This window comes from Porphyrobacter sp. SLTP, assembly GCF_009905735.1.
In the GTDB taxonomy this organism is placed as follows: domain Bacteria; phylum Pseudomonadota; class Alphaproteobacteria; order Sphingomonadales; family Sphingomonadaceae; genus Erythrobacter.
On record NZ_JAAALE010000003.1, the window covers coordinates 216446 to 235724 of the forward strand.

At 65.6% G+C, this 19279-nt stretch carries 22 protein-coding genes; 5 read left to right on the forward strand and 17 right to left on the reverse strand.

Annotation, left to right across the window (positions count from 1 at the left end):
- Positions 1-98 precede the first annotated feature (98 nt).
- Genes GVM20_RS03965 through GVM20_RS03975 form a run of 3 tightly spaced genes read left to right on the forward strand, consistent with a single transcriptional unit; the run spans position 99 to position 3887 of the window.
- Complete coding sequence (locus GVM20_RS03965; RefSeq protein ID WP_166546004.1) at positions 99-2276, forward strand: PQQ-dependent dehydrogenase, methanol/ethanol family; 2178 nt, start codon at positions 99-101, stop codon at positions 2274-2276.
- A 42-nt stretch (positions 2277-2318) separates the two neighbouring features.
- A complete protein-coding gene (locus tag GVM20_RS03970) occupies positions 2319-3428 on the forward strand; it encodes a WD40/YVTN/BNR-like repeat-containing protein (RefSeq protein WP_166546005.1) in 1110 nt (369 codons plus the stop codon).
- 3 nt (positions 3429-3431) lie between these two features.
- Positions 3432-3887, forward strand: a complete 456-nt coding sequence (locus tag GVM20_RS03975; protein ID WP_166546006.1) for a protein tyrosine phosphatase family protein — start codon at positions 3432-3434, stop codon at positions 3885-3887.
- Between the two features lie 27 nt (positions 3888-3914).
- Here GVM20_RS03975 and GVM20_RS03980 read toward each other — a convergent pair whose 3' ends face one another.
- The 8 genes from GVM20_RS03980 to GVM20_RS04015 form a co-directional block, all read right to left on the reverse strand.
- On the reverse strand, positions 3915-4316 hold the full coding sequence (locus GVM20_RS03980; RefSeq protein WP_166546007.1) for a VOC family protein: 402 nt from the start codon (positions 4314-4316) through the stop codon (positions 3915-3917).
- Between the two features lie 50 nt (positions 4317-4366).
- Complete coding sequence (locus tag GVM20_RS03985) at positions 4367-5635, reverse strand: serine hydrolase domain-containing protein (RefSeq protein ID WP_166546008.1); 1269 nt, start codon at positions 5633-5635, stop codon at positions 4367-4369.
- A 21-nt stretch (positions 5636-5656) separates the two neighbouring features.
- The gene (gene purU, locus GVM20_RS03990) at positions 5657-6523 is read right to left on the reverse strand and encodes a formyltetrahydrofolate deformylase (RefSeq protein WP_166546009.1); all 867 of its coding nucleotides are present in this window, start codon (positions 6521-6523) and stop codon (positions 5657-5659) included.
- A gap of 1 nt (position 6524) precedes the next feature.
- The gene (locus GVM20_RS03995; RefSeq protein WP_166546010.1) at positions 6525-7532 is read right to left on the reverse strand and encodes an NAD(P)H-dependent flavin oxidoreductase; all 1008 of its coding nucleotides are present in this window, start codon (positions 7530-7532) and stop codon (positions 6525-6527) included.
- Between the two features lie 10 nt (positions 7533-7542).
- Positions 7543-8730: a formate-dependent phosphoribosylglycinamide formyltransferase gene (gene purT / locus GVM20_RS04000; RefSeq protein WP_166546011.1), complete on the reverse strand. Its 1188-nt coding sequence runs from the start codon at positions 8728-8730 to the stop codon at positions 7543-7545.
- A 43-nt stretch (positions 8731-8773) separates the two neighbouring features.
- The gene (locus tag GVM20_RS04005; RefSeq protein ID WP_166546012.1) at positions 8774-9694 is read right to left on the reverse strand and encodes a GGDEF domain-containing protein; all 921 of its coding nucleotides are present in this window, start codon (positions 9692-9694) and stop codon (positions 8774-8776) included.
- 267 nt (positions 9695-9961) lie between these two features.
- The gene (locus tag GVM20_RS04010; protein ID WP_166546013.1) at positions 9962-10636 is read right to left on the reverse strand and encodes a helix-turn-helix domain-containing protein; all 675 of its coding nucleotides are present in this window, start codon (positions 10634-10636) and stop codon (positions 9962-9964) included.
- A 104-nt stretch (positions 10637-10740) separates the two neighbouring features.
- Complete coding sequence (locus tag GVM20_RS04015; RefSeq protein ID WP_166546014.1) at positions 10741-12012, reverse strand: aspartate kinase; 1272 nt, start codon at positions 12010-12012, stop codon at positions 10741-10743.
- A 52-nt stretch (positions 12013-12064) separates the two neighbouring features.
- Between GVM20_RS04015 and ubiG the strand changes: the two genes are divergently transcribed.
- Positions 12065-12802, forward strand: coding sequence for a bifunctional 2-polyprenyl-6-hydroxyphenol methylase/3-demethylubiquinol 3-O-methyltransferase UbiG (gene ubiG / locus GVM20_RS04020; protein ID WP_166546015.1), 738 nt, complete (start codon positions 12065-12067; stop codon positions 12800-12802).
- Positions 12803-12902: 100 nt separating this feature from the next.
- Here the strand turns inward: ubiG and GVM20_RS04025 are convergent, their stop codons facing one another.
- The 6 genes from GVM20_RS04025 to GVM20_RS04050 all read right to left on the reverse strand — a co-directional run bounded on the left by GVM20_RS04025 (position 12903) and on the right by GVM20_RS04050 (position 17251).
- Positions 12903-13928, reverse strand: a complete 1026-nt coding sequence (locus GVM20_RS04025) for a glycerophosphodiester phosphodiesterase family protein (RefSeq protein ID WP_166546016.1) — start codon at positions 13926-13928, stop codon at positions 12903-12905.
- On the reverse strand, positions 13921-14943 hold the full coding sequence (locus tag GVM20_RS04030; RefSeq protein ID WP_166546017.1) for an AAA family ATPase: 1023 nt from the start codon (positions 14941-14943) through the stop codon (positions 13921-13923). Before GVM20_RS04030 ends, GVM20_RS04025 begins: the two co-directional genes overlap by 8 nt.
- A complete protein-coding gene (gene pnuC / locus GVM20_RS04035; protein WP_166546018.1) occupies positions 14901-15476 on the reverse strand; it encodes a nicotinamide riboside transporter PnuC in 576 nt (191 codons plus the stop codon). The genes GVM20_RS04030 and pnuC overlap by 43 nt, the downstream gene beginning before the upstream one ends.
- Before the next feature lie 13 nt (positions 15477-15489).
- Entirely contained in the window at positions 15490-15837 is a 348-nt protein-coding gene (locus tag GVM20_RS04040; protein WP_166546019.1) for an arsenate reductase, read from the reverse strand.
- 103 nt (positions 15838-15940) lie between these two features.
- A complete protein-coding gene (gene ruvC, locus GVM20_RS04045) occupies positions 15941-16414 on the reverse strand; it encodes a crossover junction endodeoxyribonuclease RuvC (RefSeq protein WP_166546020.1) in 474 nt (157 codons plus the stop codon).
- Positions 16415-16507: 93 nt separating this feature from the next.
- The gene (locus GVM20_RS04050; RefSeq protein ID WP_166546021.1) at positions 16508-17251 is read right to left on the reverse strand and encodes a YebC/PmpR family DNA-binding transcriptional regulator; all 744 of its coding nucleotides are present in this window, start codon (positions 17249-17251) and stop codon (positions 16508-16510) included.
- 29 nt (positions 17252-17280) lie between these two features.
- On the opposite strand from GVM20_RS04050, the gene GVM20_RS04055 reads away from it, so the two are divergent.
- Positions 17281-18045, forward strand: a complete 765-nt coding sequence (locus GVM20_RS04055) for a CPBP family glutamic-type intramembrane protease (RefSeq protein WP_166546022.1) — start codon at positions 17281-17283, stop codon at positions 18043-18045.
- Between the two features lie 4 nt (positions 18046-18049).
- Here the strand turns inward: GVM20_RS04055 and GVM20_RS04060 are convergent, their stop codons facing one another.
- From GVM20_RS04060 to GVM20_RS04070, 3 genes are all read right to left on the reverse strand, one after another.
- Complete coding sequence (locus GVM20_RS04060) at positions 18050-18397, reverse strand: heavy metal-binding domain-containing protein (RefSeq protein ID WP_166546023.1); 348 nt, start codon at positions 18395-18397, stop codon at positions 18050-18052.
- A gap of 84 nt (positions 18398-18481) precedes the next feature.
- On the reverse strand, positions 18482-18727 hold the full coding sequence (locus GVM20_RS04065) for a DUF2312 domain-containing protein (RefSeq protein WP_166546024.1): 246 nt from the start codon (positions 18725-18727) through the stop codon (positions 18482-18484).
- Positions 18728-18955: 228 nt separating this feature from the next.
- On the reverse strand, positions 18956-19264 hold the full coding sequence (locus tag GVM20_RS04070; RefSeq protein WP_166546025.1) for a DUF1244 domain-containing protein: 309 nt from the start codon (positions 19262-19264) through the stop codon (positions 18956-18958).
- Between the last annotated feature and the right edge of the window lie 15 nt (positions 19265-19279).

Consider the following 19279-nt stretch of genomic DNA (forward strand, 5'->3'; position numbering starts at 1 on the left):
CCCGCCATGGCGACAGATAGGCAGGAGCGGCGGGCATGGACAAGCGCTGATTGTGGGGGCAACATAGGTGGCAAAAGAAAACAGGGAGAGTGGGATCGATGGACCTGAAGCGGTGGACGCTGGGCGCGGCATTATTGCTGTCGACTGGCACGCTGGCCAATTGCAGCCAGATTTTCGGAGGCGCTGACGGAGGCGAGGAGGGGCGCATCACGTCCGCTGTGCTGATCGGGGCGGATGGCGATTCGGCCAACTGGGTGAGCCATGGGCGCACCTATTCCGAACAGCGCTTCTCGCCGCTGGATGGGGTGAACCGCGAGAATGTCGGCCAGCTTGGTCTTGCCTGGTATGCCGATATGGACACCGGTCGCGGGCAGGAGTCGACCCCGCTGGTAATCGACGGCAAGCTCTACCTCACCACCGCGTGGAGCAAGGTGAAGGCGTTTGACGCGACCACCGGCGCCAAGCTGTGGGAGTATGACCCGCAGGTTCCGGGCGAAACCGCCGTAAAGGCCTGCTGCGATGTCGTGAACCGCGGGCTGGCCGCATGGGGCGACAAGCTGTTCTTCGGCACGCTGGATGGCCGTCTGATCGCGCTCGACCGCGAGACGGGCAAGGTCGCGTGGGAGAAGGTCACGGTCGATCAGTCCAAGAGCTACACCATCACCGGCGCGCCGCGCGTGATCGATGGCAAGGTGATCATCGGCAATGGCGGGGCCGAGTTCGGCGTGCGCGGGTTCGTCGCGGCCTATGACGCGGGCAGCGGCGAGCAGTTGTGGAAGTTCTATACCGTGCCCGAAGGCGGGGATGCGAAGGATCAGCCCGCCTATCTCCAGAAGGCCGCGGAAACGTGGAACATGGACGTGCTCGGCGCCAATGACGCGATTGGCGGCGGTGGGACGGTGTGGGATTCGATGGCCTACGATCCCGAGCTTGATCTCCTCTATATCGGGGTCGGCAATGGCAGCCCGTGGAACCGCGCCTATCGCAGCCCCGGCAAGGACGGGACGGGGGAGGGGGACAATCTCTACCTCTCCAGCATCGTCGCGATCCGGCCCAAGACGGGCGAGTACGTCTGGCACTACCAGACCACGCCGGGTGAGACGTGGGACTTCACCGCCACGCAGCACATCATGCTCGCCGACATGGAGATCGACGGGAAGCCCCGCAAAGTGCTGATGCAGGCGCCCAAGAACGGGTTCTTCTATGTGATCGACCGCGAGACGGGGCAGTTCATCTCGGCCAAGCCCTATGTCGGCCTCAACTGGGCGACGGGGATTGATCCCAAGACCGGCCGCCCGATCGAGAACCCCGAGACCCGGATCGACAAGACCGGCAAGCCCGCGCTGGTGCTGCCGGGGCCGCTGGGCGGGCACAATTGGCACCCGATGGCCTATAGCCCGACCGAGAATCTGGTTTACATTCCGGCCTTCGAAGCGGGGATGATGTATGCGCCCGAGGCCAACTGGAAGCCTGATCGCGCGCGTGGCTTCAATGTCGGCTTCAGCTTGGCAGGGGAACTGCCGTCTGACGGGGGCTTCAGGAAGGAGGTCGCCGGTACGCTCAAGGGTCGGCTGGTGGCGTGGGACCCGGTGGCGCAGAAGGCGCGCTGGACGGTCGAGCATCCGGGGCCGTGGAACGGCGGCTTGCTGGCGACCGGCGGCGGCCTTGTGTTCCAGGGCACCACGGGCAGCGAGTTCAACGCCTATGACGCCGCCAATGGCAAGAAGCTGTGGAGTTTCGCCGCGCAGACCGGTGTGGTCGCGCCGCCGGTGACCTACACCGTCAATGGCGAGCAATATGTCGCGGTGCTGGCGGGTTGGGGCGGGGCCTATGCCCTGTCGGTCGATGGCGATCTGATCAACCGCAAGGCTCCGGTGCGCAACATCTCGCGCCTGCTGGTGTTCAAGATCGGCGGGACGGCGAAACTGCCGCCCGAACCGGCGCTGGCTGACCTGCCGCTCGACCCGCCGCCGAGCACCGCTTCGCCCGAGGTGATCGCAGTCGGTCAAGTGAAGTATGGCCGTTACTGCGCGGTGTGCCATGCACCGGGCGCCGTGGGCTCAACCGTCTTGCCCGACCTGCGCCGCGCCGGCTCGCTCGAAAGCGCGGCCGCGTGGAGCGCAGTGGTGCATGACGGCGTGCTGAAAAACAACGGTATGGCGAGCTTCAAAGGCTCTTTGTCGAAAGAGGAGATCGAAGCGATCCGTGCCTATGTCATCAGCCGGGCCAACGCAGACAAAGCCATAGAAGCGGGAAGAAAGGTCGCTCGCCGCTAAGCCAAACTCAGTCAAACTCAGCCAAACAAGGGGTCGCACCATATGAAGCTGCTTACTGCCGCGGCAATCGCCGCACTTGCCTGTGCCATGCCGCTCGCCGCCGAGGACGCCGCGCCTGTCGCTGCTGCTCCGGCTGCGGGCGAATGGCGCACGTTCGCCACCGAAGCCTATCGCGGGAAGCGCGATTCTGTCAGCTTTGTCGATGCCGAACACGGCTGGTACGGCACCGGCGCGGGCGATCTGTTCGCCACCACGGACGGCGGCGCGACGTGGCAGAAGATCGCCAGCCGCCCCGGGACCTTCATCCGCGCGGTCGGCTTTGTGGATCGCCAGAACGGCTTCATCGGCAATATCGGCACGGACTATTACCCCGGCGTCATCGACGACACGCCGCTCTATCGCACCCGCGATGGTGGGGTGACGTGGGAAGCGATCGATACCGGGGACGCCACAATCAAGGGCGTCTGTGCGATCGACATCCTGCCGGTGAAGCGCATCTATCAGGGCGAATTGCGGCCCCGCACCATTATCCACGCCGCCGGGCGTGTGGGCGGGCCGACGGGGATACTGCGTTCGGTCGACGGGGGCGACACGTGGAGTGTGATCGACATGGGCGCGCACGCAGGCATGATCCTCGACGTGAAGTTCTTCGATGAGAACACCGGCCTCGTCTTCGCCGCAACCAATGCCGATCCCGTTCAGGCCGAAGGGCTGGTGCTGCGCACCGAAGATGGCGGCCAGACGTGGAAGGAAGTCTATCGCTCCGGCCGTGCCTATGAGCTGATCTGGAAGGCGAGCTTTCCCGAGGGCGGCGACACCGGCTACGCCACGGTGCAGAGCTACGATCCCGAACGCGCCACCCAGCTGGTGATCCGCAGCGATGATCGCGGGCGGACATGGCGCGAGATCGAAATCGCGCAGGACAAGGCCGCGCGGCAGTTCGGCATCGGCTTCGTCGATTCCGAGCGGGGCTTTGTCGGCACGGCCGCGGGGGGCTTTGCCACGATAGACGGCGGCACAACCTGGGAGCGCGCACCCATCGCGCGGGCGGCCAACAAGTTCCAGACCGTCAGCACCGACAAGGGCGTGCGCGTCTATGCCATTGGCACGGAAGTGCAGGCGATTGACCTGCCTGCCCCGCCCAAGGGCTAGGCCATGAGCGGCGATCCCGAGGATATTCGCAACTGGCAGCGCCGCGCCGACGGGGTCACCACCTCGGGCAAGCTTGAAGCGCATGATCCGGCGCGCCTCGCGGCCATTGGCGTGCGGCATGTGGTGAACCTCGCACTGGCCGAGCACCCCGAAGCACTGGCGGATGAGGCGGCGCTGTTGGCGGCTGCGGGGATCGCTTACACCCACATCCCGGTGCCCTTCGACGCGCCGACGCCTGCCCATGTCGCGGCACTGACCGAAGCGCTCGCCGCTCAGTCCGGCCCGCATCATGTGCATTGCATCATGAACTGGCGGGTGACGGCGTTCTTCTATTTGCTCGACTGCGCGGCGGGTGTACCTGAACCCGAGGCCCGCGCGCGGATGGCACTGGTGTGGAACCCGTTGGAGGACGAGCAAGCGCCTGCGGTGTGGCGGGCGCTGGTGACGGGCGGGGCGTGATCTCCCTCTCCCGCAAGGGGAGGGGAGTTACGTGGTGAAAAAATTCAACTCCAGCAGCACATTGTTCGGGTCAGCGGTAAAAATCTGCCTGAGGCCAATCGAGGGGATATCATTCACCCGGTATTCCGCCCCGCGCGCATCCAGCCGCGCCTTCACCACATCAAACGCCCCGCAGCGCAGCGCGACATGGTGGATCGCCCCGGTCTCGGCGCCGGGCATCACGGCGCGGTCAAAGGCGCGCGGGCAATCGACCGAATTGATGTGCAGGATCGCCTGCCCGCTCGCGTCGTACATCCAGCGCACCTGATGCGGCGGGAGCGGCGGCGGGCCGTCGCGTTCTTCCAAATCGAGCAGCTCGGCATAGAACCGCGCGGTCTCGGCGAGCCGGTCGGTGATGATGTTCACATGGTCAAGGCGTTCAACGATCATGGGCGCCAGATTGCGCGCGCCGCCCGCGGCTGACCACTGCGAAAAATGGGCTAGTCGCGCGCAGGCCCGGTATAGTCCGCGCCGTAGACCGCGATCCGGAAATCGCGATGCAGATCGGTATCGAACGGCAGCTTCTGGGTCGCGAAGACCACCGCCATGTTCTGCGCCGGATCGACCCAGAACAGCATCGAGGGGTAACCATCCCAATAGAACTCGCCGACACTGCCGCGGTTTTCCTCGGGCGTTGCCGGCGGTGCGGTGCGCACGAAGACATCGAAGCCGAACCCGCCGCCGCCCTTGCCCACCAGCCATGAACGGTTCGCGGGCGCAATGCGCGGATCGAGCTGGTCACTCGCCATCAGCCGGACGGTCGAGGGCTTGAGGATGCGGACCCCGTTCAGCGCGCCTTCGCCCAGCAGCATCCGCGCGAATGTCATGTAATCATCGACCGTCGTGACGATCCCCGATCCGCCCATCGTCATCGGCTGGCCCATGAAACTGGCGTTGAGCAGTCTGTCATCCGGCCACGGGGCCAGCGCGCCGTTCTCGCCTTCATAGATGCGGGCGAGCCGCTGGCGGTCGGCAGCGGTGCGCTGCCACCCGCTGTCCGCCATGCCGAGCGGCTGGAAGACATGCTGCGCGACATAGTCGGCGAAGGGCTGGCCCGACAGCACCTCGACCAGCCGCGCCTGCACATCCACGCCCGCGCTGTAATTCCAGTGCGTGCCGGGATCGAACAGCAGCGGCACCTGCGCCATTTTCTGCGAGAACTCCGCAAGCGTGTTGGTGGAGGACAGCGGCTGAAGCTCGGCCCACACCCGGTCGGCGGCGTTCTCGGGCGGGCCTTCGGGGCCATAGGTGAAGCCCGCCGTATGGCGCAGCACATCGCGCACCGTCACCTTGCGTGAGGGCGCGCGCAGGATCGGCAAGCCATCGGGGCTCGTCCCATCGGCCACCTTGAGCGCCGCATATTCCGGCAGGTGCCATTCGAGCGGATCGTCGAGCCCGAACCTGCCCTGTTCCCACAGCTGCATCAGCGCGGTGCCGGTGACCGGTTTGGTCATCGAATAGATCTGGAAGAGTGTGTCACGCGCGATGGGGCGGGCCGCCTCACGGTCAGCATCGCCCGCGGTAGCAAAGCAGGCTTCGGTGCCGTCTTTCCACACCAGCGCAGAAGCGCCGACCGTGCGGCCTTCTGTCACAGCGCGGTCAAGGAAGGCGGCGATGGCGGCGCAGTCGGGTGCAAACGGGGCAGTTTCATGCGCGGCCACAGGCACCGACAGCAGCACCAGCGCCGCCCCTGCAATTGCCTTGATCATACGCCGCTCCCCCCGATTGACTTAGCCCCTGAACACCACCGTCCGCGTGCCGTTCATCAAGACCCGTTCCTGCGCAAACAGCCGCACCGCTTCGGCAAGCACCCGGCGTTCGATATCGCGGCCCTTGCGCACCAGATCTTCGGGGCTGTCGGCATGGGTGATGCGCTCGACATCCTGATGGATGATCGGGCCTTCGTCCAAGTCGGCGGTGACGAAATGGGCGGTCGCGCCGATGATCTTCACGCCGCGTTCGTGGGCCTGATGGTAAGGCCGCGCGCCCTTGAAGCCGGGCAGGAAGGAGTGGTGGATGTTGATGCAGCGCCCCGCGAAATGGGCGGATTGCTCGTCCGAGAACACCTGCATGTAGCGCGCGAGCACGATCAGCTCGGCGTCGGTCGCGTCCGCCAACGCGCGGAATTGCGCCTCGGCTGCGGGCTTGGTGTCGGGGGTCACCGGGATGTGGTGGAACGGGATATCGCCGATATCCACCCGGATCGCGGCCTCGCGCGGGTGGTTGGAGACGATCGCCACCGGGTCGATGGGCAATTCGCCGGTCCGCCAGCGGTAGAGCAGATCGACGAGGCAGTGATCGAACTTGCTGACCAGGATGATCGTGCGGCGCGGGCGGTCTTCCGTCGCCATCTTCCAGTCCATCGCGAATTCCGCCGCCAGCGCGGCGAAATCGGCGCGCAGCCCCTCGGCGGTTGAGCCATCCGGGTCGAACACCACGCGCATGAAAAAGCGGTCGGCGCCCCCGTTCCCGACGCGATCGTTGAACTGTTGCGCGTCGAGGATGTTGCAATTGCGCTCGAACAAGAAGCCCGTGACCCGCGCGGTGATGCCGGGCCGATCGGGACAGGCGAGGGTGAGGATCAGGGGTTGGGCCATCTTACCGCGCGAGCGCCGCCTCGCACTGGCTCATCAATTCGGCGATGATGTCGGCGGCGGGTTCTTCCTTGGTGACCATCCCGACCGATTGCCCGGCCATGACAGAGCCGTTTTCGACATCGCCCTCGATCACCGCGCGGCGCAGGGCACCGGCCCAGAAATGCTCGATCTGGAGCTGCGCTTCGCCCATGTCGACTTCGCCCGCGTCGAGCAGAGCGGCGACTTCGCGCTGCTTGGCGGTGAATTCCTCGGTGCCCTTGTTCTTCAGCGCGCGCACGGGGATCACCGGCAGGCGCGGATCGACCTGCACGCTGGCGACGGCTTCACGGGCCGAGGCGCGGAAGAAGGCCTTCTTGAAATCGGGATGCGCGATGCTTTCGGTGGCGCAGGCGAAGCGGGTGCCGAGCTGGACGCCCGCCGCGCCCATTTCGAGATAGCTGGCAATCGCCTCGCCGCGGCCGATGCCGCCGGCGACGAAGATCAGATGCTCGGCCGCGAGTTCGGGAAGGATTTCCTGCGCCAGCACGGAGGTGGAGACCGGGCCGATATGGCCACCCGCTTCCATGCCCTCAATCACCATCGCATCCGCGCCGGAGCGCAGCAGCTTCTTGGCGAGCGCTAGCGTGGGGGCGAAGCAAATGACCTTGGCGCCGCCCTCCTTGATCGCCTCGACGCTGCCCTTGGGCGGGATGCCGCCCGCCAGCACCACATGGGTCACGCCGTGCTTGCGGCACACCGCGATCAGATCGAACAGGCCGGGGTGCATGGTGATGAGGTTGACGCCGAAGGGCTTCGATGTGAGCGCCTTGGTCGCGGCAATCTCGCGGTCGAGCAGTTCGGGCGTCATCGCCCCGCAGGCGATCACGCCGAAGCCGCCTGCGTTGCTGATGGCGGCGACAAGGTTGCGCTCGCTCACCCAGCTCATTGCGCCGCACATGATCGCGGTCTCGCAGCCGAGGAAGTCGGTGCCGCGCCGCATCAGGGCGGCGGTGTGGGGATAGGTTGTCATGGCGCGCGCCCTAGTCGCTTGTCGGCGAATAGACAATCCGCACGGCTGCGGCGGCTTGCTTGGCAAGTTCGACCGCAGCGGGCGCGCCAGCGGCACGGGCGAGCGCCACGCCCATCCGGCGGTAAGGCCGGGTGACGGGCTTTCCGAAGATCCGCACGTCCACATCGGGCGAGAGGGCGAGCGCATCGGCCAGCCCCTCGAAGCCGAAGTCATCGCAATCGCGGTCCGCCAGGATCACGGCGGACGCCGCAGGACGGGCCGTGATGCTACCGGGAACGGGCAGGCCGAGGATCGCGCGGGCGTGGAGGTCGAACTCGTTCAAGTCCTGTGAGGCCAGCGTCACCATCCCGGTGTCATGCGGGCGCGGGGACAGTTCGGAGAAGATCACCTCCTCGCCCTTCACAAAGAACTCGACGCCGTAGAGCCCCCAGCCGCGTCCGCCGCCTTGCAGCGCGGTGGTGACCTTGGCCGCCATGTCCTGTGCGGCGGCCAGTGCGGTGGGGCTCATCGCGGCTGGCTGCCAGCTTTCGCGGTAATCGCCGCGCTCCTGCCGGTGGCCGATGGGCGGGCAGAAGCTGATCCCGCCAGCGTGGCGGACGGTCAACAAGGTGATTTCATAGTCGAAGGCAATGAACTGTTCCAAGATCACCCGAGCCCGGTCACCGCGCATATTGGCAACGGCATAGTCCCAAGCGGCCTCCAGCGCCTCGGGCGTGTCGACCTTGCTCTGACCCTTGCCCGATGAGGACATCACGGGCTTCATCACCAGCGGGTAGCCGATCCGCGCGGCTACCTCCTCAGCTTCGGCAAAGCTTTCGGCATAGCCATATTGCGACGTTACCAGCCCCAATTCGCCCGCGGCCAGATCGCGGATCGCATCGCGGTTCATGGTCAGCTGCGCCGCGCGGGCGGAGGGGACGATGGTGAAGCCCTCTGCCTCCAGATCGGCGAGCACCTCGGTGCGGATCGCCTCGATTTCGGGGACGATCAGATCGGGCCGGTGCTTTTCCGCCGCTGCCCGCAGCGCAGCGCCGTCGAGCATGGAGAACACCTCGCGCGCGTCTGCCAGCTGCATGGCAGGGGCGTTGTCATAGCTGTCACAGGCGATCACCCGCGCGCCGAGGCGCTTGGCGGCAATCACGAATTCGCGGCCCAGCTCGCCCGAACCGAGCAGCAGGATGGTGGCAATGTGGCTCATGCGGGAGGCATTACCCATCCGCCGGCCCGAGTCTAGCCGGGCGTCACGCCGCGCGGCGATACCCTGCCACAGCCACCTTCCCTCCGCCTCCGGCGCGCGCCAGCACAAGGCCCAGCTCCGCTTCCCGCAAGGTCCAGTCGACCGTGCATTCGACCCGCGCAAGGCCAGCGCTGGCGGTCAATTGCGGCGCCTTGGCCGAGACGGGAGCGGCGAGGCCGGCGAAGGTAGTGACCACATCCTCCGCCCATTCGCGCGCGCCGCGTGAGGTCATTTCGGGCAGCACCACCGCGAAGCGCTCGCCATCCAGCTGCGCCAGTTCATGCCCCGGAAGCGCCATTGTTTCGAGGAACTTGGCAAAGCCCCACAACACTTCATCCGCCGTGCGCTGGCCATAACGCATCAGCAGCGCCCGCATCGCATCGACCGCGAAGACCGCGATCATCTGCCCGCCGCCCTTGGCGAGGTGCCGCCGCAAGCTGGCGCAAAACGCCTGCCGGTTCGCGAGCCCCGTCAGCGGATCGGTGACCGCGCGGGCGTGCAATTCGCCTTCGAGGCTCCGCACCTGCTGGACGGATCGCATCAGGCACATTGCACCATCGGGCGTGCCGGTGTTGTCGCACATCGGCCTGAGGCTGAGAGCATACCAGCGCTGGCAATGCGCTTCACGGCAGGTGTCGCGTTCGGGGCAGGCGATCACTGGAAACTCCGTCCAGCCGGCCTGCGTGCGTCCGGCGAGCGCCGCGTTGACATGCTCACCCAGAAAAGCGGCATGATTGCGATCAGCCAGGTCAGTGATGTGCGGCAGCAGCAACGCGCCGGATAAATCGAGCCCCAGGTCGGCAATATTGGCCGATGCGTGAATGATGAACCCGTGCCGGTCGAGCCGGATAACAATATCGCCGGAAGTTTCCTCCAGCAGGCCATGCAAGACATGGCCTTCGACGTCACTCAAACCAATTTTCATGCCGACAGTGCCCCAGCGGTCCAACGAAAGATTCGCCAACTCGCTCCTAGTCAGATTTACTTGGTAACTAACGCGATTCGATTAGGTGAAAACATTCCCCTGTTTTCCCGAAAAAGACTCATATTATTGTTAGCTAAGTAAGTATACTAGACTAAAAAACGAATCACCTCCGGGTTTCGTTTACCATATTTTGCAATTGGGGCAGTCTATCCAATACGTATTGGCCGCAGTAGGTAACGACTTCTAGCCTCAGGTGCCCGGAACTGCTTACAGTTCGATCATGATCCTGACGGATTGGGGGGAGGTTCCACAAGCTGTGGCAATCCGCTCGCGGCATTCGGCGATCACGGCGCCGATCTCACCATCGCTGCCCGGGCCGGGGGCGAGCATGTCGGGCGCGACGCCGAGCGCGGCGGCAATCGCATCCAGACGTTCGGGCAGGGGGCGGGCCTTGCCCTTCTCCCATGCCCAGACGGTCGGCTTACTGACCCCGAGCGCGGTTGCGACTTCGGCCAGCGTCAGCCCCGCCTCGCGCCGCAGCCGGTTGAGCCGCGTCCCGAGCGCCTCGCTCGATGGCTTCGCCGGGGACGATGGGCGCGGCTGGCTCGGCACGCCGGGCGCAAAGCCCTGCAATTGCGCAGCGGCCAATGCGGCAGGACTAATCGCCTGTTCGAAGGCGCAGCCGTACAACCGCTCACTGCGCCACACCACGGACGCCGTGACGATCCCCGCCTCGGGCAGATCGAGCGCCAGCTGCTCGCCCGTTGCCAGATCGAGCGCGGTTTCGATCAGCAGCCCGGCAGCCGAGATATTGTGAATGGTGACGTTGGCTTCCTCGCCATCAGGGGCCAGCCCGCTGGCCGACAGCCGTAAATCACGGCGAGGGGCGGCACGCTGGCTATCGCCCGCTGCCGCAGAATCGAGATGGGCCTTGATGGCCATGATGTGCGCCCTTTCGCTCTCTGCGTGAGAGCCCGCACAATCCGGTTGGAAAGGTTAAAGCGCAGTCACCAACAATGGTTAATTCCGACGAAGCGGACTGCTTTTCAGCTAACCGCATCCAGCCCGTAAGCCGTGTGCAGCACGCGCACGGCGAGTTCGGTCTCGTCTTCGTCGATCATGACGCTGATCTTGATCTCGGAGGTCGAGATCGCCTGGATGTTGATCCCGCGATCGGACAGGGCCCGGAACATCGAGGACGCGACGCCCGCGTGGCTCTTCATGCCGACGCCGACGACAGAAATCTTGGCGATCTTGCTGTCGGTGATGATGCGGTTGAAGCCGATGGAATCGCGGCGATCTTCGAGCAATGCCTGCGCACGGGCGAGGTCGGACTGAGGGACAGTAAAGGTCACGTCGGTCTCACCCTTGTCGCGGCCGACGTTCTGGATAATCATGTCGACATTGATCGAGGCCGCAGCGAGCGGTTCAAAGATGTTGGCCACCGCGCCCGGACGGTCGGGCACGCGGGTGAGGATCACCTTCGCCTCGTTCTTGTCATGCGCGATGCCGGTCACAAGCTGGCGTTCCATCAGGCCCTTCTCCACCAATTCGTCCATTTCTTCGTCCGAGACGATCATTGTCCCGGGCAGATCATCGGCAGGCGGGGCGCCGTCGCCGATAAAGCTCGATAGCACCTGCACCCGCACCTTTTCCTTCATGGCAAGGCCGACCGAGCGGGTCTGGAGCACCTTCGCCCCGACCGACGCGAGTTCGAGCATTTCTTCGTAGGTCACCGCCTTCTGCTTCTTCGCCTTGGCGACGATGCGCGGATCGGTGGTGTAGACGCCGTCAACGTCGGTGTAGATGTCGCAGCGATCCGCCTTGATCGCCGCCGCCACGGCCACCGCCGAGGTGTCCGATCCGCCGCGCCCCAGCGTGGTAATGCGGCCATCCTCCGAAACGCCCTGAAAGCCCGGGATCACCGCGATCTCGCCCGCTTCCATCGCGGCGATCAGCGCGGGCGCGTCAATTTCGTCGATGCGGGCCTTGGCGTGGGCTTCGATGGTCTTGATCGGGAGCTGCCAGCCAAGCCAGCTGCGCGCCTTGCATCCGAGCGCTTGCAGCGTGAGCGCCAGCAAGCCGCTGGTAACCTGCTCGCCGCTGGCCACCACGACATCATATTCCGCCGGATCGTAGAGCGGATTGGCCTCGCGGCAGAAGTTCACGAGCCGGTCGGTCTCGCCCGCCATGGCGCTGACCACCACGGCGACCTGATCGCCGCGGGCCGCCTGCGCGCGCACAATATTGGCCACCCGGCGGATACGCTCCGTCCCGGCCATCGAGGTGCCGCCGAATTTCATCACGATACGAGCCAAGGCGCCAAAGCTCCTGCTGGTGAGTGTTCGCGGCGGCTGTTAAGGGCGGTTTATGGGAAACGCAAACGTATCGAATGTAACTATCCGCCCCGAGGAAGCCGATTTCTTCGCAAATCTTGCGCGGGACTGGTGGAACCCCAAGGGCCCGATGGCCTCGCTGCATCAGGTGAACCCCGTGCGCATGGCGTTTATCCGCGACGCGATTGACGCGCATTGGCCGGGCGCGCGCGCTTCGGCCAAGCCGCTGGCGGGCAAGGGTGCGCTCGATATCGGCTGCGGGGCGGGGCTGGTGTGCGAGCCGCTCGCCCGGCTGGGCGCGGCGGTGACGGGCGTGGACGCAGCGGCGGAAAATGTCGCGGCGGCCAGCGCTCATGCCGAGGGCGTGGGTCTGGACATCCGCTACATGGCGGGCGAGGTCGCGGGGCTCGATATCGGCACCTTCGACCTTGTCACCAGTGTCGAAGTGATCGAGCACGTGGCCGACAAGCCCGCCTTCCTGCGCGATGTCGCAGCGCGGCTGGCGCCGGACGGGTTGCTCGTCATGTCCACCCCCAACCGCACCGCCGCCTCGCGCGTGCTGCTGGTCGGCGCGGCGGAGGCCGTGGGCTACGTCCCCAGGGGCACGCACCACTGGGAGGACTTCGTCACCCCGGAAGAGTTGGAAACGTTGCTTGCGGATGCGGGGCTGACCGTGACGGCCAAGCGCGGGATCGCGTGGCGGCCCGGCAAGGGGCTGCACCTGTCCGATGATATGTCGCTGAATTATATTCTGTCGGCCAAGCACGCCTGATCCTGTTCGTCACCGCGGCGCAGGCCGGGGCCCAGTGACACGAAGGGCCGCGCTTGCTGTTGTGGGTCCCGGCCTGCGCCGGGATGACGGGCGGAGCGGGTTACGGACAGCTCCGCCCATTCAGCGCCCCATCACTGAACACCCCCGCAACCCCTGCTGCCTTGAGCAGTGCGGCGAGCTTTACATCGCCGCAGCCCCGGCCCTTCGGCTCATCCCCTGTCCGCAGCATCACCGGCAGAAAGTCGTTCTCCGGCCGCACCGTCCATGCATGCACCGCCAGCCCCGCCGCCTTGGCATCCGCCACCAACGCAGTCGGCGCGCCCTCGGGCGTCAGCACCAAAGCGATATGCGCCCCCACCGCGTCGGCATATTTCGCGACCTCGGCCAGCCCCGTCGGCGTCACCATCTCGGCATAGCGCATCGCCGGTTCGTCCGCCGGACCGCCGATGGGGGCGACCAATTGCACCAGTTTGAACCCGCCGCCGCGCTGCTTCAACCGTTGGAGCGGGCCAACCTCGAAGCTCTGGATGAACACCGGATCGGCCGGCGTGATGCCCAGCGTGCGGAATTCGCGCAGTAGCAGATCGACCATGTCGATCCCGTCATTCTGCAAAAGGAATTCGGGGTGCTTCAATTCCGGGTAAAGCCCAATCCGCCGCCCGGTGGCCGCTTCCTTGGCGCGCACCAGCTTCGCGATCTCGGCCAAGGTCGGCACCTGATACAGCCCGTCAAACCGCGCATTGGCGGGCCGGAGCGAGGGGATGCGCTCCTTGGCGCGCAGGGTGCGCAGTTCAGCGAGGGTGAAGTCCTCGGCGAACCAGCCTGCGACCTTCTGGCCATCAATGGTCTTGTCGCGGCGGCGATCCTCGAATTCCTCGCGGCTCGCCACATCGGTGGTGCCCGACAGCTCGTTCTCGTGGCGCGAGACCAGCACCAGATCCTTGGTCGCGACCAGATCGGGCTCGATATAATCTGCGCCCTGATCAATCGCGAGCTCATAGGCGGCGAGGGTGTGCTCGGGCCGCTCGGCACTCGCGCCGCGATGGGCGATGATCAGCATATCCTGCGCCGCCACGGGCGAGGCCGCAGCCAGCAGCGCGGCAAGGATCAGGTGGGAATCAATCATGCAACGCTCCTATCGCGGCCTGCGCGGCGGCGAGCCGTTCGGGCCCTTGCCCGGCAATCCGCACGAATGGCACGGCGGCATCGTCCAGCACTTGGGCGACGATCCTTGCAAACCTGTGACGGTCGGCGGGATCGCTGAAAAAGCGCGTGCCATCGTCGATCCACGGCAGATCGGGTTCGAGCAGCAGGTAGAGATCGGCCTTGGGCGCCTGCATCAGTTCGGCCGGCCGCTCGCCCAGCAGCATTTCGCACCACGCGGCGGTCATCAGCGCATCGGTGTCGGCGATCAGCAGTGGTCCGGCCCACTCGGCAGCAGCGGCGATCATCGCCTGCTGCGCGCGGCCGATCAGGAGCAAGTCATCGCGGGTGAGCGGCGCCTTGTGCACCTCACAATGGCTGCGGCCATATTCGCCCACGGTCATCGCGCCGGTCTCAGCGGCGAGCGCGGCGGCCAGCGTGGTCTTGCCAGTGCTCTCCGCGCCGTGGAGGCAGATGGTGCGGCGGTAATGGGCCTGCACCGGCTTTGGCAGGTAGGCCCAATGCGCCGCCGGATTGGCGCGCACGGCAGAGCCCGAAAGGCCCGAGAGCGGGTCATCCACCAACCCAAGCACCCGGCCCCCCAGCGGCACGAACAGCCCGCCGACTTGGGCTGCAAAGTCCGCACCGTAAGCTTCGCCTGCGAAAAGATAGTCGATGGGTTCAGGATGGACGCTTGCGACGATGCCGCGCCAGATCGGCCAGAAATCGGCGCCGTCTTCGGGCGCTTGCGGCACCACTTCGCCGTGGCCGAGAACCCGGCAATCGGGCAGCAGATCCTGTATCCACGCTAAGCGGACCTCGCCCGCGATGGGATCGTCGGGCAGCCAGCACACCAGCACCGTCAGCTCGTCCACCAGCGCCCGCGCCGCGCGGATCAGCGCCAGGTGCCCGGCATGAGGCGGCATGAACTTGCCGAGCAGGAACCCGCGCCGCGTCACGCCGCAATCGCCTCGCCGCTGCGCGCCGCTTTGGCCCATGCCATCAGGCCTGCCATCGCCAGCACCAGAAACGCCACATAAAGCCCGGCGGTGAGATAGAGCTCGCGGTTGAGATAGACCCCGATCGACAGCACATTGATGGCGATCCACAGCGCCCAATTCTCGACCCGGCGCATCGCGAGCAGCACCTGCGCGACCACGCTCGCCCCAGCGATGGTCGCATCGGCATAGGGCAGGGCGGCATCGGTGAAGCGCGCCATCGCCCAGCCGATCGCGACGCTTGATCCCGCGACCAGCACCAGCGCGGCAGCCCGCGACCGCCTGTCCATCCAGCGGACCTCGACCAGCTGCGCCATCCCGCCAGCGCGTGCCCACAGCCACCAGCCCCAGCCCTGCACGACGAAGAAGAAGACCTGCAATGCCGCCTCGCCATACAGCCGCGCGTCGCGGAAGATCACGAAATAGAGCGCCACCATCGCCATGCCGAAGGGGTAATTCCAGATCGAACGCCGCACGAGCAGGCCGACATTGGCCAGCCCGAGCGCGACGGCAATCATCTCCAGCGGGTTCATCGGAAGGTGCGCTTCAGCCGAGCGCCGCGGCCCATTCGTCCGCCTTGAAGCCGACCAAAAGACCGCCTGCGTGCTCTGCAATCGGGCGCTTGATCACCGAGGGGTTGGCGGCGAGCAGCGCGGGCGCGCTCTCGGCGCTGGCGGCCAGAGCCTTGTCCGCGTCCGACAATGCGCGGTAGGTCGTGCCCTTGCGGTTGACCACCACATCTAGGCCGGCAGCCGCGATCCATGCGGCGACCTTGGCCGGATCGGCCCCTTCCTTCTTGTAATCGTGGAAGGTGTATTCCCGCCCCTGCGCGTCGAGCCACACGCGCGCCTTCTTCACCGTGTCGCAGTTGGGAATGCCGTAGAGGTGGATCACGCAACAATCTCCGTTCGCCCTGAGCTTGTCGAAGGGCCGTAATTCGCTTCGTAAGTTGTGCTAGAAGAAAGTGCGGCCCTTCGACAAGCTCAGGGCGAGCGGTTCAGGCTTTTGGGGCCAAGTGCGCGTCGGCAATCGCCACGGCGAGCGCGTCGGCCGCGTCGCTTCCGCTGATGGCAACGCCCGGCAGCAGCACCTTCACCATCGCGGCGACTTGCACCTTTTCCGCGGCTCCGGTGCCGGTGACCGCTTTCTTGACCAGCCGCGCGGCGTGTTCGTTGACGGTAAGCCCCGCCGCCCCGCACGCCGCCAACACCGCGCCGCGTGCCTGCGCCAGCTTCAAGGTCGATTGCGGGTTCTTGTTGACGTAGATTTCCTCCGCGGCCGCGCGGGCAGGCTGGTGGGCGGCGATCACCTCGGCCAGCCCCGCCTGTAACGCGGCAAGGCGCTGAGCCATCGGCGTGGACGGGTCGGTTTTAATTTGTCCATTGGCGACATGGCTGATCCGCGCGCCTTCGCTGCGGATCACACCCCAGCCGGTCGAGGAGAGCGAGGGGTCGAGGCCGAGGATGATCACGCGATCACAGCCCGATCCTGAAGCCGAACCGCCACAGCATGGCGACGAGGAACGCGGCCCCCAGCATCAGTGCCAGCAGCCATTCCCAGCGTTTCAGCCCAGTTTCTCCATCACCGCGTCGGAGATTTCGTAATTCCCCCACACGGTCTGCACATCGTCATCATCATCGAGCGCGTCGATCAGCTTCATCAGCGTCCCGGCGGTCGCCTCGTCGACGTCGACGCTGAGCACCGGCTTCCACGCCAGCTTCACATTGTCCGCCGGGCCGAGCACCTTTTCGAGCTCGCCCGCCACGCCGTGCAGCGCATCGGCGGCGGTCCAGATCGTGTGGCCGTCTTCCGAGCTTTCGACATCATCCGCGCCTGCTTCGATGGCGGCTTCGAGCACCTTTTCCTCGTCACCCGCAGCGGCAGAATACTCGATCAGCCCGCGCCGTTCAAAGCCGTGCGAAACCGAACCCTCGCTGCCAAGGTTGCCGCCGTTCTTGCTGAAGGCGGTGCGGACATTGGTGGCGGTGCGGTTGCGGTTGTCGGTCAGCGCTTCGACGATCAGCGCGACGCCGCCCGGGCCATAGCCTTCGTAGCGGATTTCGGCGTAGTCCTCGCCGCCCGCCATGCTCGCCTTGTCGATCGCGCGCTGGATATTGTCCTTGGGCATCGACTGCGCGCGCGCGGCGTTGACCGCAAGGCGGAGGCGCGGGTTCATGTCGGGATCGGGCATGCCCATCTTGGCGGCCACGGTGATCTCGCGCGAAAGCTTGGAGAACATCGCCGCGCGTTTCTTGTCCTGCGCACCCTTGCGGTGCATGATGTTCTTGAACTTGGAATGGCCTGCCATTGGACGAACTTCACCGGAATGTTGGAGATATGAGCGCGCGCCTTACTCCGGCAGGTGAGGGCGATGCAAGGGTGCGTGTGGCGGGCGCGATGGGCTGGCGCGAGCGGCTGATGGACGTGGCGCGGTTTGCGGCGCGGCCCAGTTATGTCGCGCAGCCGATGGCCTGGGGCCGTGATGCCGCGCTGGCACTGGTCACGGTGTTAGCGCTCGGTATCGTGATCTCGCCGCTGGTGGCGGGCCTGACGGCGGCGTTCGACGCACAGGTCGGGTTTCTTCCCGACTCCGATTTCGCGCCACAATCGGACAGGCGCCGGATCATCAGTTTCCTGATCTTTGCGCCCGTCTTCGAAGAGCTGTTGTTCCGCAGTTGGCTGAGAGGCCAAGTGGCCGCCCTGCGCTTTGCCGCCTATGGCTTTGCCGCGATGGGACTGCTGCTGGGCGGGATCATTCTGGGGGCGGACGATAGCGACTTGGTGGGGCTGGGTGCCGTGGGTCTGGTGTTTGCCGGACTGGTCCATTGGGGACTGGGCAACCATCGCGATACGATGGTGCCTGGATGGTTCGTGCGCCATTTCCGCTGGATCGTTTGGGGATCAACCCTGCTGTTCGGGCTGATCCACCTCGGCAATTTCACAGGGCTGACCCATCCACTGGGCCTGCTGGTGGTGCTGCCCCAGACCATCGGCGGGTTGCTGCTTGCCTACACCCGCACACGTCTGGGGCTGCGCGCGGCGATCGCGCACCACGCCGCTTTCAATGCGGTGTGGCTGATTTTGGATTATGCTCTGGCGTGAGGGTTCAGACCCGCACCGCCGTGCCGCTGGCGCTGACCATCAGCATCGAGCCATTGGGGCCGATCACCTCGTAATCGAGATCAATGCTGACCACGGCATTCGCGCCGCGCGATGCGGCTTCGGCTTGCAATTCCTCGATCGCCTGATTGCGCGCATCGGCGAGGATGCGCTCGTAAGAGCCCGAACGCCCACCGACGATATCGCGGATATTGGCGAACAGATCGCGGAACAGGTTCGCGCCAACGATCACCTCGCCGGTGACGATGCCCATGTATTCCTGGATCGGGCGGCCTTCGAGCGTCGGGGTGGTGCTGACGATGACGCCGCGCGAATCTTTCCAGGGGGATGCCATTGCCGTCTCTCCTCTCAATGCTGTCTTACCGAGATAACACAGCTTCATGCAATTTCAATGACAGACGCGCGCGGGCGTCTCGCCTCACGCCATCCCGAGCGCGGTCTTGTACGTCTCCAGCAGCATGTCCTGTTCGCTGCGATCGTCGGGCTTCATCTTCCTGAGACGCACGATCTGGCGCATGATCTTGGGATCGTACCCGACCGCCTTGGCTTCCATGTAAACGTCGCGGATATCGTCAGCGATGCCCTTCTTTTCTTCTTCGAGGCGTTCGATGCGCTCGATCAGCAGGCGCAGGCGGTCATCGGTCGATTGGGCGTCGTCGGCCATGGGGGTTCTCCATCAAACAGAATCGGTTGAGCGGTGCGATAGCCAGCCCGCCGCCCCGATTGAACCGGCTGTGTAAAACTAAGTCCCTCCCCGTCTCGCAGAGATGGGGAGGTGGCGCGCGCCGCAGGTGCGTGACGCAGGGGTAAAGCGGCAGGGTTTCACCCCTCCGTCAGCCCTGCGGGCTGCCACCTCCCCATTCCGTTGGAACGGGGAGGGAGAGTTGAGCCCTCAGTGGGCGTTCTTCGCGATGCTGGCTTCCATGCGGGCCAGTTGCTCCTCGGTGGCCGGGGTCTGGCGGGTGGCCTTCCACTCGGCGCTGGGCATCCCGTGGATCACTTCGCGTGCGGCTTCCTTGTCGCCTTCGAACCCCGCATCCCTGATCCAGTCGGCGAGGCAGTTGCGGCAGAACCCGGCCAGCCCCATCAACTCGATGTTCTGCGCATCGTGCCGGTGCCGAAGATGCCGCACCAGCCGGCGAAAGGCGGCGGCGGACTGTGCATCATCAAGGCTGTCGAGCGGATCGGCATTGCTATTCATCGCGGCTTTTCCTTG

Coding starts and splice junctions, on each gene's coding strand:
- GVM20_RS03965 (WP_166546004.1), top strand. CDS start 99: ATGGACCTGAAGCGGTGGACGCTGGGCGCGGCATTATTGCTGTCGACT.
- GVM20_RS03970 (WP_166546005.1), top strand. CDS start 2,319: ATGAAGCTGCTTACTGCCGCGGCAATCGCCGCACTTGCCTGTGCCATG.
- GVM20_RS03975 (WP_166546006.1), top strand. CDS start 3,432: ATGAGCGGCGATCCCGAGGATATTCGCAACTGGCAGCGCCGCGCCGAC.
- GVM20_RS03980 (WP_166546007.1), bottom strand. CDS start 4,316: ATGATCGTTGAACGCCTTGACCATGTGAACATCATCACCGACCGGCTC.
- GVM20_RS03985 (WP_166546008.1), bottom strand. CDS start 5,635: ATGATCAAGGCAATTGCAGGGGCGGCGCTGGTGCTGCTGTCGGTGCCT.
- purU (WP_166546009.1), bottom strand. CDS start 6,523: ATGGCCCAACCCCTGATCCTCACCCTCGCCTGTCCCGATCGGCCCGGC.
- GVM20_RS03995 (WP_166546010.1), bottom strand. CDS start 7,532: ATGACAACCTATCCCCACACCGCCGCCCTGATGCGGCGCGGCACCGAC.
- purT (WP_166546011.1), bottom strand. CDS start 8,730: ATGAGCCACATTGCCACCATCCTGCTGCTCGGTTCGGGCGAGCTGGGC.
- GVM20_RS04005 (WP_166546012.1), bottom strand. CDS start 9,694: ATGAAAATTGGTTTGAGTGACGTCGAAGGCCATGTCTTGCATGGCCTG.
- GVM20_RS04010 (WP_166546013.1), bottom strand. CDS start 10,636: ATGGCCATCAAGGCCCATCTCGATTCTGCGGCAGCGGGCGATAGCCAG.
- ubiG (WP_166546015.1), top strand. CDS start 12,065: ATGGGAAACGCAAACGTATCGAATGTAACTATCCGCCCCGAGGAAGCC.
- GVM20_RS04025 (WP_166546016.1), bottom strand. CDS start 13,928: ATGATTGATTCCCACCTGATCCTTGCCGCGCTGCTGGCTGCGGCCTCG.
- GVM20_RS04030 (WP_166546017.1), bottom strand. CDS start 14,943: ATGGGCCAAAGCGGCGCGCAGCGGCGAGGCGATTGCGGCGTGACGCGG.
- pnuC (WP_166546018.1), bottom strand. CDS start 15,476: ATGAACCCGCTGGAGATGATTGCCGTCGCGCTCGGGCTGGCCAATGTC.
- GVM20_RS04050 (WP_166546021.1), bottom strand. CDS start 17,251: ATGGCAGGCCATTCCAAGTTCAAGAACATCATGCACCGCAAGGGTGCG.
- GVM20_RS04055 (WP_166546022.1), top strand. CDS start 17,281: ATGAGCGCGCGCCTTACTCCGGCAGGTGAGGGCGATGCAAGGGTGCGT.
- GVM20_RS04060 (WP_166546023.1), bottom strand. CDS start 18,397: ATGGCATCCCCCTGGAAAGATTCGCGCGGCGTCATCGTCAGCACCACC.
- GVM20_RS04065 (WP_166546024.1), bottom strand. CDS start 18,727: ATGGCCGACGACGCCCAATCGACCGATGACCGCCTGCGCCTGCTGATC.
- GVM20_RS04070 (WP_166546025.1), bottom strand. CDS start 19,264: ATGAATAGCAATGCCGATCCGCTCGACAGCCTTGATGATGCACAGTCC.